The following is a 12,199-nucleotide window of genomic DNA, read 5'->3' on the forward strand; positions in this document are numbered from 1 at the left end:
CGACGTGCGACACCGACACCATGGAGCTGTGAAGCTCAGGCCCGCCCCAGCCAGGCCGCGAGCTCCAGCGGGGCCGGTGCGACGCCGGTGCGGGCGAGCACCCGCAGGTGCACGGCTCGCACGGTCTGCGGTTGGTCGAGCAGGGCCGCCGACCCGGCCGCCAGACCGAGGCCGACCCAGGCGTCGTCGTGCGACGGCTCCGCCAGGACCTCGCGTTCGTAGGCTGCCGCGGCGGCCTCGTGGTCGCCGCGGGCGAACAGCACGTGCGCGGTCTCGTCGCGAGCGGTGCGGTGGAACGACTCCGGGTCGAACGCCCGCAGTTCGACCAGAGCCGCGCGCGAGGACACCGCGGGCTGTGCGACCGGCACGACCTCGCAGCGCACGGCGCCGGGGCAGGGACGCCCGTCCGCCCACGCGTCGGCGGCGGCGGCGACGTCCACGGGATTCGGCCGGACGTGGTGGATCCGCCACGTGGCCCTGTGGTCGGCCAGGAGCGTGGTGACGGCGTCGGTGAGATCGGCCGGCACCGAGGTGAGGTCGAGCGCGTCCAGCCGTGCGGAGGACGCGGCGACGAACCTCTTGCCCAGATCGGTGAGTTCGGGGGAGTCCCGGACCGAGTCGATCGCGGCACGCACCTGGCGGCAGCGGTGGGCGAAGGTGAAGTGGCCACGACGGGACTGCGCGGGCGGCACGAGGTCGCGTTGCACGTACCAGAACTCGGCAACGCTCGTGAAGGCGTAGATCCCGTGCAGGAGACCGCACAGCGGGCGAGGGTCGGACCGCCACGGCGCGTAGACCCAGGCGGTGCCGCCTTCCCGGTGCAGGGAAAGGAGATCCATCAGCGCGTTGAGCTTCGAGTGCTGGATCTCGTGCACCATGGCTTCCGCGAGCTCCGCCGCGGAGTCCTTGGGAGACAACGCGATTCCACCGAACGCGTTCGTGGACGACGCGGCGAACACCGGCGTCCTGGCGGCCAGCGGGATCAACGTGGTCAGCCCTGCCGCCAGTTCGCCCGCGTAGTCGCCGTGCCAGCGGGTCAGGAGGTCCCACGCCTCGTCGAGCTGCTTGCACCACCCGTCGAAAGCGGCCTCGTCCAACGGGTCCGGTGGCGCGGGCGCCGGGAACTCCCGGTGCGGGTCCACGTCGTCGATGACGACTTCCAGCGATCGGCCCCGCGCCGCGGTGCGGTGGCGCTTCACCGTGACGAACGAGGTCCGGCGGCCGAAAGTGACGTCACCGGCGGTGATTCGGACCTCGACCCGGTCGGCGGAACCATCCTGCTCGTGGAGCCGCCACTGGCCGACCGTCGGCAATGTCACGGCACCGTCCACCACGGGCACGGAGATCGTGCACGACAGTCCACATCGGACAGCCGCTGCGGCCGCGACGGCGAGCAGCACCTGAACTTCCGTCCGGGTGGAATCGCTGACGGCCGGGGTGGCGCAGACGTCGTGCAGGGTGCGAGCCAGCCAGACGCCGACGGCGGGATGCATCAGCAGGTCCTCGACCACGGAGGGTGCGGCGTGCTCCGCGGCCTCGAGAACCGACCACGCCTGCTCGAGGTCGCGCACGTCCTCCGGTGCCGACTCGATCAGCGTGCACAGCCTCAGCAGACGGATGCCGTACTGGCCCCTGCGCAGGAGCGTCATGCTCTCGGCGTCGACGGGTCCGGAACAGATCCGGTCGAACACCTCACTCGGCACCCGCAGGCCTGGCAGTTCCGTCGTACCGCTCACCTTTGTTCCTGAATGCCGTCGCCGGCATCGGTGTGCCGAGCTTGCTCGGCGGTCCGCGCCATCGCGGCATCCAGATCCCGCCGGCGCAGAAACCGCAGCTCGGAGAGCGAGAACGAGGCGAGGTCGAGCTGCTTCGAGAGCAGGTCCGACCTTGAGTTCACCATCGAGGTCGCCTCCCGAGGCTCCGGTGCGTCCACGGCGACCCGGCGGCGAGCGGCAAGGGACGGATGTTCACAGTTTTCATCCTAAACGCGGAGTGATCACTGATCTCGGCGAGGGTCCGGGACCTTCACCGAACCCTGGGATTCTAGACGCGCCGCACCCGCCTGGCCTCGGCTTTTTCGAATCCCGTCGCCGGAGGCCCGAACCGTCACGCCCCGTGGTCGGGTCATCGGCTCCCCAGGTCCACAGTGGACTCCTAGTCCGGCAGCAACGGCACCGAGATGCCGGGATCGCGGCCGAGCATCGCGGCCCGCGTCACCGACGCCGCACCGAACCGGTCCTTCAGCCGGTCCAGCGCGGCGTCGAGCGCCCCCGGCTCGAGATCGTCGAACGGGAGCATCAGCTGGATCTGGTCCTCGCCGTGGAGGTTGGCCAGGGAAACGCCCAGCAACGTGATGCCACGACCATCGATCTCGGGCATCGCGGCGGTGAGCAGCCGCCGAGCGGTCACGAGCAGCGTCTCGGTGTCCGCGGTCGGATGCGCCAGCGTGTGCGACCGGGTCGCCCGCGTGAAGTCCGCGAACCGCAAGCGCAGCACCACCGTCCGGCACGCGCGGTGGGCGGTGCGCAGGCGTCGCGAGGTGCTGTCGATGAGCGAGGCGAGGATGGCGTCCAGGTCGTGCGGCGACCGCCCCAGCGCCCGCTGCGAGCCGATCGAGCGCCGCCGGCGACCGACCTGCACCGGCCGCGGGTCGCGGTTGTGCGCCAAGGCGTGCAGGTGCCGCCCTGCCGCCTTGCCCAGGATCGACACCAGGTCGGTCTCGTCCAGCCTGGCCACCTCGCCGACCGTCCGGATCCCGAGGGTGTGCAGCTTGGCCGCGGTCACCTTGCCGACGCCCCACAGGCGTTCGACCGGGAGCGGGTGCAGGAACTCGAGCTCGCGGTCGGCAGGAACGACCAGCAAACCGTCCGGTTTCGCCACCGCGCTCGCCACCTTGGCGAGGAACTTGGTGCGCGCCACGCCCACCGTGATGGGCAGGCCGACCTCCGCGAGCACCCGTGCGCGCAGCCGTCCGGCGATCAGCTCCGGCGGGCCGACGATCTTGTGCAGGCCGCCGACGTCGAGGAACGCCTCGTCGATCGACAGGCCCTCCACCAGCGGTGTCGTGTCGCGGAAGATCTCGAAGACCGCCTTGCTGGCCGCGGAGTACGCCGACATCCTCGGCGGCACGACGATCGCGTGCGGGCACAGCCGCAGCGCCCGTGCGCCGCCCATCGCGGTGCGGATGCCGAAGGCCTTGGCCTCGTAACTCGCGGCCAGCACCACACCACCGCCGACGACGACCGGCCGGCCGCGCAGGCGCGGGTCGTCGCGTTGCTCGACGGAGGCGTAGAACGCGTCCAGGTCGGCGTGCAGGATGGGCGTGGCGCTCACGAACACATGTTCGCATCCATCACTCGTTCAGCACAGTGTTCGGTTCGTCCACCCACGACGGTCGCGAGCACCTCGATGCCCGGCAACGCGTCGACCGCAACGGACGTCGGGTCCGCGGAGAGGATCACGAGATCGGCGTACTTGCCGGGCGCGAGGCTGCCCTTCACGTCCTCCTCGAAGGTGCCGTGGGCGGCGTCGCCGGTGAACAGCCGCAACGCCTGCTCGACGGTCAGCCGTTGCGCCAGCTGCCAGTCCTCCGGCGCGCGGCCGAGGTAGCTCTGCCGGGTCACCGCCTGGTGGACGGCCTCCAGCGGTGAGGCGTGCGGCAGCTCGGTGGCGTGGCCGCCCAGGACCAGCACGAGCCACGGCATGTCGGTGCTCCCGATGGTGCGGACGCCGCTGTCCACGAGGTCCCGCCACCGCGCGATCCAGCCGGTCGAGCCCCGCGCCACCAGCGCGGAGAACCCGGCTTCCTTCGCGGACTCGCCGGGAAGTCCTGGCTGAATCGACGCGATCACGCCGAGCTCCCGCATCCGGGCGAGCTGGTCGTCACGGACCTGGACGACGTGCTCGGCACGCCACCGCGCGTCCGGGTCCGGGCGCGCGGCGAGTGCGGAGGCGATCGCGGTCAGGTACTGGTCGAGTGCCCCTGCGCTCACCGCGTGCGCGCTGACCTGCCAGCCGTTGCGGTGGGCGACGAGGACGTAGGTGTTCAGCTCGGCCTGGCTCCAGTGGAAGGTCGTGCCCCAGTCGTGGTCGAGGAACAGCTTCACCCCGGCCGGACGCAGGTGCGGGCTGTACGAGTGCCTCGGCTCCAGTCCGAGGTACCAGCCGCCGAACTTGTCGTCCTCGTAGTTGACCGGCAGGTAGGCGTTGACCCGCAGCCGCAACCCGCCGGCCCGGTCGAGGGCGAGCAGCCGGGCGAACCGCGGGTCGTCGACGAACTGTTCGTTGATGCTCGTCCACCCGCGCCGCAGCGCGGCGTCGATCGCGGCCTCGGGCGAGTAGCCGACCATCTCGCCGTCGCCGATCCAGTGCGCGTGCGAGTCGATGAAGCCCGGCATCACCGTGCGGCCGCGAAGGTTGACGACACGGGTCGTGCGGCCTGCCAGCGCCACGACGTCCTCGTCGCGGCCGACGGCGGTGATGCGGTCGCGGAGGACCGCGATCGCCTGGGCTCGTGGCTGGGCCGGCTCCATCGTGAGCACGACACCGTTGTGGTAGACGACGTCGGGCGCGGCCGGGCTGATCTCGTCCGGCGGCAGATTCAGCACCGCCAGACACGCCAGCAGAACCGGAACAGCGCGGCGCACCCCGCGAAACTAGCGGTCACGGTGACCAGCCGCCACGCCTGTGATCGGCAAGGGGGAGCAGCCCCGCAGCAGGGCGACCTTGCGCCTCAACGGCCGGGAGAACCGGTACCGCCGGGTAGTGACTTGCCCGGCAGGCCCCGGTATAACTTGTTCTCATACGGCAAGAGTGAGGAAGATCACATGGCCCACACAATGAGGTGTGACAACGGTTTCCAGGGTCCCTCTCGACGTTCGTTCATCGCAGGAACCGGTTCTATTCTCGGAGCCGTGGCCCTCGGCGGCCTGAGTCCTGCGGCACGAGCGGCCACCTCCACGACCATCTCCGACGCCGCCGTCGTCCCTGCTCTGGTGATCGGTACCGGTTACGCCGGGTGCGTGACGGCGCTGCGCCTCGCACAGGCCGGTGTGGACGTCCACATGATCGAAATGGGCATGGCCTGGGACACCCCCGGCGCGGACGGCAAGATATTCGCCAACACCACCACGCCGGACCAGCGGTCGTTCTGGTTGCGGACCAGGACGAAACAGCCGCTGAGCAACTTCCTGGGCTTCCCGATCGACAAGGACATCCCGCGCTACACCGGCATCCTCGACGCCGAGGAGTTCAGCGGCATCACCGTCTACCAGGGCCGGGGCGTCGGCGGCGGATCGCTCGTCAACGGCGGCATGGCCGTCACGCCGCGCCGCGAGTTCTTCGGCGAGGTCCTGCCGACGGTCAACCCGGACGAGATGTACAACGTCTACTACCCGCGCGCCAACGCCGAGCTCGGCGTCACGATGATCGACCCGGCCTGGTTCGACACGGCCGAGTGCTACCAGTACGCGAGGGTCGGGTGCAAACACGCGCAGCGGTCCGGTTTCCCGTTCGTCTACGTGCCCAACGTGTACGACTGGAACTACATGAGGCAGGAGGCGGCCGGCACTGTCCCGAAGTCGGCGCTGGCCGGCGAGATCCTGTACGGCAACAACTACGGCAAGAAGTCCCTGCAGAAGACCTACCTGCCGAAGATCAGGGCGACGGGCCGGGTCACGATCTCCCCGCTGCACCGGGTCACCTCGGTCGTCCCGGCGTCCGGCGGCTACACGGTCACCATGGAGCAGCTCGACACCGCGGGCACGACGATCGCCACGAAGGCCGTCACGGCGGCCAGGGTGTTCTTCGCGGCGGGCAGCGTCGGCACGAGCAAGCTGCTGGTGAAGCTCAAGTCCACCGGAGCGCTGCCGAACCTCAACGGCGAGGTCGGCAAGGGCTGGGGCGACAACGGCAACGTCATGTGCGGCCGCGCCAACCACATGTGGGACCCGACCGGCTCACTGCAGTCGTCCATTCCCACCGCGGGCATCGACAACTGGGCGGCGGGCGGCGCTTTCGCCGAGGTGGCACCGCTTCCGACGGGCATCGAGACCTACGCCTCGTTCTACCTGTCGATCACCAGGACCCCGAGCCGCGCCGAGTTCTCCTGGAACGCCGCCGCGGGCAGGGTCGACCTCAGCTGGCAGACCGCCTGGAAGCAGACGTCCATCACCGCGGCGAAGTCCATTTTCGACAAGATCAACGCGAAGGAGGGGACGATCTACCGGACCGACCTCTTCGGCGTGTACAAGATCTGGGGCGACCACCTCACGTACCACCCGCTCGGCGGCGCCGTGCTGAACAAGGCCACCGACAACTACGGCCGCCTGCACGGGTATCCGGGTCTGTACGTGATGGACGGTGCGCTGATTCCCGGCACCACCACCGTGAACCCGTTCGTCACCATCACCGCGCTCGCCGAGCGGAACATCGAGAAGATCATCGCCACCGATCTGTGAGTCCTGTGCGGACGGTTCAGAACTTCGGCAGCACGCACATCGCGTCGAGACCCAGCACGTGGTTCAACCTGCCGAACGCGAGCCACGAACCGATGCACATGCTCAGCTCCGCGATCTCCACCTGGCTGTAGTGCGCGGTCATGCGGGACCAGAACTCGTCGTCGAGGTTGTGGTGATCCAGTGCGTACCGCTCGGCGTACTCGGCGGCCAGCCTCGTGCGGTCGTCGAACGCGTCGGTGGTGCGCCACTGGGTCACCGCGTCGAGGAACCCCTCCTCGACCTTCTGCCCGTCGCGTTCGGTCCGCCAGTCCATGCAGAACATGCACCCGTTGATCTGCGCGATCCGCAGCCGTGCCGCCTCGAACTCGCGCAGCCCCAGCGTCGTGTGGGAGTACACCGCGAGCGAGAAGTTCGCGGCCGCGACACCGATGCCGGGCACCATCTCGCCCCACACGTAGGCGATGGGGTCCTTGCCCTCGGGGATGTCGATGTTCATCGCGGGGTCCTCCCCAGCTTGCCTTTGGCGGGTCGCAGCGGGACGTCGAGCGCGTCGTAGAGACCGGGATCCGCCTCGGTGAGCCAGTCGATGGCGTTCACCAGGCGGCCGACCGCGGTCGCGTTGCCGCCCGCGGACCGGTTCTCGCCCTCGTCGGTGGCCTCGACGGACACCTCGATGCGCGGGCGTCCCTCGATGATCACCTTGTGCGCGCCGTCCCCGGACGGCGGCATCGGCCAGTCGGTCGCGCACGACGCGTGGATGCGCGTGACGTGTTCGATGACGATGAGCGGTTCGCCGCCGACGACGCCCTGCACCTCGAACCGGATCGCGCCCTGCGTGCCCGCCTCGAACTCGCCCATCGTCCGCGTCGTGACCGTCGCGTCGAGCGCACGCCGGTCCACGGTCTCGCGGATCTCCTCGACCTCGACACCCAGCGCCCTGGCCATCAGCCGGATCTGCCCGCCCCACACCATGGTCGGGACGGTCGGCATCAACATCGGCGCCTGGTAGTCGAGCGGCTGGCCCATGCCGATCAGCCACCGCACGGCGTCCGGCTGGTCGTAGGTCGAATAGTCGAAGATCTCCTGGCAGCGGATCGCGTCGATCTCGCTGCCCAGGCCGCTGATCAGCAACGGCAGCACGTCGTTGCCCCAGCCGGGGTCGACGCCGGAGACGAAGAGCGAGCCGCCGCCTTCCGCGATCGCGGATAGAACCGGTTCTCGTAACTCGGCGGGTGCGCTGCGGTGGTCGTAGAGCGCGTACAGCGAGGGCGTGACGACCACGGCACCGGCCCGGATCGCCCTGGTGATGTCGGCGAGGGCGTCGTCCGGCCGGATGTCGCCGGAGGCCGCGTACACCACGGCGCGCGGACTCGCCGCGAGCACGGTGTCGACGTCATTCGTAGCCGTGATCCCGAGTTCGGTGTCGAGCCCGGCGAGGGTGCCGGCGTCGCGCCCGACCTTGTCCGGGTTGTGCACGACCACGGCCGCCAGCTTCAGCGCCGGGTGGGCCTCGACGGCCCGAATCGCGGCACGGCCGACGTTTCCCGTGCCCCACACCACTGTGGCGATCATGCGTCGTAGGATAACTAGAACACGTTTCAGTTGCATAGCCCTCGGCGTACCGGAACACCGGGCGTGACAACCCGGCCGGTGGGCACTCCCGTTCCATGAGTGTGTCGCTCACCGCGGTCCGCGCACCCGAGGCGTCCACATCGGCAGGCGTGCCAGCAGCAGGAGCCGGCCGGGATCGTTGCCCGACTCGTACAGCACGTAGACCGGTTCGTCGATCGTCGGGGTCTGCTCCACGGCGGCCGTGACCATGGTGAACGCCATCTGGGCGAGCAGCACCGCCACGACCGGCCAGCACCTTGTCGCCGCGCGGGGCGGGTCCTTCGCGGCTCCTTGGCGACACTCGACGTGCCAGCGGCCGGTGAACGCCGCGTCGAGGCGCACGTCGGTGAAGGCCAGACCGGTCGCGGGTACGTTTCCCCACTACCTGCCGTACTCCAACGAGGCATTCGGCGGTCCGGAGAAGACGCACCTGCGGCTGCACGACTCGAACGTCGACTGGGGGCAGGATCTCGGGCGGCTCGCGGACCGTCTCGCGAAGCGCTATCCCGGCGAGCGGATCTGGCTCGTGTACAAGGGAGCCGGCGTGCCGTCGTACTACGGAATCGACGCCACCGACCCGCGCACCGTGCCCGCGGACCAGGTGCGCGGGCTGCTCGTGGTGTCCGACTCCGCCGTCGCCAGGGCCGACGACCGCTTGACCGCGCTGATCACGAGCAGCGCGGCGATCGACGAGGTCGGTCACTCCATCACGATCTACCGGCGTTCCGGCGAGTGAATTCCCTTGCGCACGGCAACATTTTGAATTGTGTCGCACTGTGGTGCCGGAGTCCATTCAGTGGCTACCGTGTGCGGCGGTTTGGGTGCCACGGGAGAAATTCAATTCTGTGGCAGGGGGAATGGATTATCGGGGGGTTGAGCATGCCTCGACCGGAACGGCCGCTGGATCCGGACGACGGCGCGGTGCAGCGCTTCGCCGGCGAGTTGCGCGAGCTCCGGCACAGGTCGGGACGGCTGACCTACCGGCAGCTCGCCGACCGCAGCGGCTATGCGGTGACAACGTTGTCGGAGGCGGCGGGCGGGCGGCGGTTGCCGACGCTGGACGTCGCACTCGCCTACGCCATGGCTTGTGGAGGCGATGAGGAGGAGTGGACGGCGAAGTGGCGTGCCGCCGCGCTCACCGCCGCCGAGTCGCGGCCCCAGCGGTGCTCGGCGGGAAGGGATAGGCCGCCGTATCGCGGTTTGCCCGCTTTTCGAACCGAGGACGCCGATCTCTTCTTCGGCCGTGAGCGGGTGGTGGCCGATGTCGTCCAACGGGTGCTGAGCCGCCCGGTCACCGTGGTGTCCGGGCCGTCGGGGGTGGGGAAGACCTCGTTGCTCGCGGCCGGAGTGCTGCCCGCGCTGTGCCAGGGCCTGCGGCCGGTCGTGATCACGCCAGGAGCCGCCGTCCCCGACGAGCAGGACGTGCTGGTCGTCGTCGATCAGTTCGAGGAGCTGTACACGCGCTGCGACGAGGGTGAGCGCGACGAGTTCCTCGCCGCGATCCTCGCGCCGGACCGGCGGTTCCGCCTCCTCGTGTGCGTGCGCGCCGACTTCACCGGCCGGTTGGCCGAGCACCCCGGCTTCGCGGACGCGGTGCGGGACAACCACGTGCTGATCGGCCCGATGGACACCGACGAGCTGACCGCGGCGGTGACCAAACCCGCGCTCGCGGTCGGGCTGTCGGTCGAGCGGGCCCTGCTCGTGACGGTGGTGAACGAGGCGGAAGGCCGGGCGGGGGCGCTGCCGTTGCTGTCGCACGCCCTGCTGGAGACGTGGCGGCGGCGCCGCGGCGAGGTGCTGACGCTGGCCGGTTTCACCGCGGCGGGCGGCATCGGCTGCGCGGTCGCGCAGACCGCCGAGAACGCCTGGGGCGAGCTCGACCCCTCGGCACGGCAGCTGGCGGCCGAGCTGATCCTGCGGCTGGTGTCCGCCGACGAGGAGACCGGAGCCGTCACCCGCCGCCGGGTCGACCTGGGCGAGCTGCTCGACCTCGGCGCCGGCGCGGACCAGGTGATCAACCACCTCGCCGCCGCACGACTGGTCGTCGTCGACCGCGAGACCGCCGAGATCGCGCACGGCTCGGTGCTCACGGCCTGGCCGAGGATCCGCTCCTGGCTCGACGAGCACCGCGACGCGCTGCGGGTGCACCGGACGATCACCGAGGCTGCCCGCTGCTGGGCGGACAGCGCACGAGATCCCGCGGCGCTCGCCACCGGTACGCGGCTCGGGTCGATGTGCTCGTACGCCGTCTCCGCGGCGGCACCGGTCCGGCTCAGCCGGGTGGAACGCGCGTTCGTCGAGGAGAGCGTCGCGCAGGCCAGGCGTGCCGAAGCGGCCGCGGTGCGGCGAACCAGGAAGCTGCGGACGGTGACCGCCGCCGCGGTGGTCTGCGCGCTGGTCGCCGGTGTGCTCGCGGTCGTCGCCGCCAACGCGCGCACCGACGCGTTGATCGCCCGCGACAACGCGCTGTCCCGGCAGACCGCTCTCACCGCCGCGAAACTGCGCGCCACCGATCCCGGCCTCGCCGCCCAGCTGGCGATCGCCGGCTATCGGATCGCGCAGACGGGCGAAGCCAGGTCGGAACTCCTCGCGCACTCGAGCGCGGCGGTACCCGCCAGGTATCTCGGTGGCGCGGGCCCGACCGCCGTGGACGCCTCGTCCGACGGTTCCCTGGTCGCGGTGAGCGACGCGACCGACGGCTCCGTCCGCCTGCTCACCAAGTCCGGCACCGGTCTCAAGCGCACGGGCGTGATCAAGCCCTGGCAGCCGGACGGCCGCGAACCCAAGGGCCCCATGGTCTACGCGCTCGCCCTGACCCCCGACTCGCGCACGCTCGCGATCGGCGACATGAAGTCCACCATCACCGTGTGGGACGTCTCCGACCCGTCCCGCCCCCGGCGGCTCGCCGTGCCGATCGACGCCGGAGCAGGCCCGATCGAACGGCTGGACGTCGACCCGAGCGGCCGTGAGCTCGCTGCGGCCGGCGGCGACGGCGTCCTGCGCTGGAACGTCGAGAACCCCGCCGACCCGCGGCCGCTCCCGCCGTTGCCCGCTCCCGCGAAGACCAAGACCGTGGTCTACGGCCCTGCCGGTCTGCTGGCGTTCGGCACCCAGACCGGTGGCGTGCACCTGTGGCAGGCGGGGGAGAACGCGACGGAGCTGGCCGTGCTCGCGGCCGGAGAGCGCGGCGTTCCCGCGGTGTCGTTCTCCCCGGACGGGAAGGTGCTCGTGGCGGGCTCGCTCGACCGCGCCCTGCGGTCGTGGGACATCTCGGCTCCCCGCGCGCCCAAGCCCGCCAGGGAGCTCACCGGCGCGTTCGACCTGAAGATCACGGCGACCGCGTTCAGCCCGGACGGCGCCCACCTGGTCGTGGGCAGCGCCGACTCCACGCTGCGCGTGCTCGACGCCGCCTCCTGGACGACGGTGGAGGTCCTCGACCACCCCGACGTCGTCACGTGGGCGGTGTTCAGCGACAACGGCAAGTCGATCGTGTCCGCGGCCACCGACGGCACCGCTCGCGTGTGGAAGCTCGCGACCGCACTCCCCAGACGTGCCGCGGCACCGATCTTCGACACGAAGTTCGACGGCAGCGGCCGGGAACTCGCCGTCTTCGCCGAAGGCGGCGTCACGCTGTGGGACACCTCGGCTCCCTCCAGCCCCGCACCGCTGGGCGGCACGCTCACCGGCGCCGGCGCCGTGTTCAGCGGCGCCGGCGACCTGTCCGGCGACGGCAACCTGCTCGCGGCGGGCACGATGGGCGGCGAGGTCCACCTGCTCGACGTCTCCGACCGGGGCCGGCCACGGCTGCGCGCCCGGCTCGGCGGCTCGCACGAGGAGGTCATGGCCGTGGCGTTCAGTCCCGACAGGTCGAGGCTCGCGGCGGCAGGACGTGACTCGTCGATCCGCGTCTGGGACGTGACCGGCGGCGAACCGCAGCTGATCACCGTGCTCGACGCTCCCCGCGAGGTGGTGCTCGACCTCGACTGGAACCCCGCGGGCACGCTGCTGGCCGCGGCCAGCGCCGACACCACCGTGTACCTGTTCGACCTCGCCGGCCCACCGGCCCTGCGCGCACGCCTCGAAAGCGTGTGAGGTGAAAGCCTCCGTGGGTTCAAATCCCACCGCCACCG

11 protein-coding genes, 1 tRNA gene and 1 pseudogene are annotated in these 12,199 nt (G+C 70.7%); 5 read left to right on the forward strand and 8 right to left on the reverse strand.

Going from position 1 to position 12,199, the window contains the following annotated elements; all coding sequences use genetic code 11:
- Positions 1 to 35 precede the first annotated feature (35 nt).
- The 4 genes from IEZ09_RS44920 to IEZ09_RS44935 all read right to left on the reverse strand — a co-directional run bounded on the left by IEZ09_RS44920 (position 36) and on the right by IEZ09_RS44935 (position 4,646).
- Entirely contained in the window at positions 36 to 1,736 is a 1,701-nt protein-coding gene (locus tag IEZ09_RS44920) for an HEXXH motif domain-containing protein (RefSeq protein WP_189259975.1), read from the reverse strand.
- Entirely contained in the window at positions 1,733 to 1,933 is a 201-nt protein-coding gene (locus tag IEZ09_RS44925; protein ID WP_189259976.1) for a hypothetical protein, read from the reverse strand. The genes IEZ09_RS44920 and IEZ09_RS44925 overlap by 4 nt, the downstream gene beginning before the upstream one ends.
- 221 nt (positions 1,934 to 2,154) lie before the next feature.
- Positions 2,155 to 3,339: a DNA polymerase IV gene (gene dinB / locus IEZ09_RS44930; RefSeq protein WP_189259977.1), complete on the reverse strand. Its 1,185-nt coding sequence runs from the start codon at positions 3,337 to 3,339 to the stop codon at positions 2,155 to 2,157.
- Positions 3,330 to 4,646: an amidohydrolase gene (locus IEZ09_RS44935; protein WP_189259978.1), complete on the reverse strand. Its 1,317-nt coding sequence runs from the start codon at positions 4,644 to 4,646 to the stop codon at positions 3,330 to 3,332. Before IEZ09_RS44935 ends, dinB begins: the two co-directional genes overlap by 10 nt.
- A 267-nt stretch (positions 4,647 to 4,913) precedes the next feature.
- Between IEZ09_RS44935 and IEZ09_RS44940 the strand changes: the two genes are divergently transcribed.
- Positions 4,914 to 6,458: a GMC oxidoreductase gene (locus tag IEZ09_RS44940; protein ID WP_502255052.1), complete on the forward strand. Its 1,545-nt coding sequence runs from the start codon at positions 4,914 to 4,916 to the stop codon at positions 6,456 to 6,458.
- A gap of 16 nt (positions 6,459 to 6,474) precedes the next feature.
- Here the strand turns inward: IEZ09_RS44940 and IEZ09_RS44945 are convergent, their stop codons facing one another.
- From IEZ09_RS44945 to IEZ09_RS44955, 3 genes are all read right to left on the reverse strand, one after another.
- Positions 6,475 to 6,954: a carboxymuconolactone decarboxylase family protein gene (locus tag IEZ09_RS44945; protein WP_189259980.1), complete on the reverse strand. Its 480-nt coding sequence runs from the start codon at positions 6,952 to 6,954 to the stop codon at positions 6,475 to 6,477.
- Positions 6,951 to 8,030, reverse strand: coding sequence for an NAD(P)H-dependent amine dehydrogenase family protein (locus IEZ09_RS44950; protein ID WP_189259981.1), 1,080 nt, complete (start codon positions 8,028 to 8,030; stop codon positions 6,951 to 6,953). The genes IEZ09_RS44945 and IEZ09_RS44950 overlap by 4 nt, the downstream gene beginning before the upstream one ends.
- 108 nt (positions 8,031 to 8,138) lie before the next feature.
- Complete coding sequence (locus IEZ09_RS44955) at positions 8,139 to 8,411, reverse strand: hypothetical protein (RefSeq protein ID WP_189259986.1); 273 nt, start codon at positions 8,409 to 8,411, stop codon at positions 8,139 to 8,141.
- Between the two features lie 4 nt (positions 8,412 to 8,415).
- Between IEZ09_RS44955 and IEZ09_RS44960 the strand changes: the two genes are divergently transcribed.
- Both IEZ09_RS44960 and IEZ09_RS48115 read left to right on the forward strand, forming a co-directional pair.
- Positions 8,416 to 8,805 (forward strand): hypothetical protein, encoded by a 390-nt coding sequence (locus tag IEZ09_RS44960; protein ID WP_229813539.1) that lies wholly within the window; start codon positions 8,416 to 8,418, stop codon positions 8,803 to 8,805.
- Between the two features lie 344 nt (positions 8,806 to 9,149).
- Positions 9,150 to 10,208, forward strand: a pseudogene (locus IEZ09_RS48115) (nSTAND1 domain-containing NTPase); the annotation flags it as partial.
- A gap of 659 nt (positions 10,209 to 10,867) precedes the next feature.
- Here IEZ09_RS48115 and IEZ09_RS44975 read toward each other — a convergent pair.
- On the reverse strand, positions 10,868 to 11,137 hold the full coding sequence (locus IEZ09_RS44975) for a hypothetical protein (RefSeq protein ID WP_189259984.1): 270 nt from the start codon (positions 11,135 to 11,137) through the stop codon (positions 10,868 to 10,870).
- A gap of 130 nt (positions 11,138 to 11,267) precedes the next feature.
- On the opposite strand from IEZ09_RS44975, the gene IEZ09_RS48120 reads away from it, so the two are divergent.
- On the forward strand, positions 11,268 to 12,161 hold the full coding sequence (locus IEZ09_RS48120) for a WD40 repeat domain-containing protein (protein WP_440590351.1): 894 nt from the start codon (positions 11,268 to 11,270) through the stop codon (positions 12,159 to 12,161).
- Positions 12,123 to 12,196: transfer RNA gene (locus tag IEZ09_RS44990), tRNA-Ser, on the forward strand. The genes IEZ09_RS48120 and IEZ09_RS44990 overlap by 39 nt, the downstream gene beginning before the upstream one ends.
- Positions 12,197 to 12,199: the final 3 nt, after the last annotated feature.

The sequence above is a fragment of the Lentzea flava genome, from assembly GCF_014648475.1.
Lineage (GTDB): Bacteria > Actinomycetota > Actinomycetes > Mycobacteriales > Pseudonocardiaceae > Lentzea > Lentzea flava.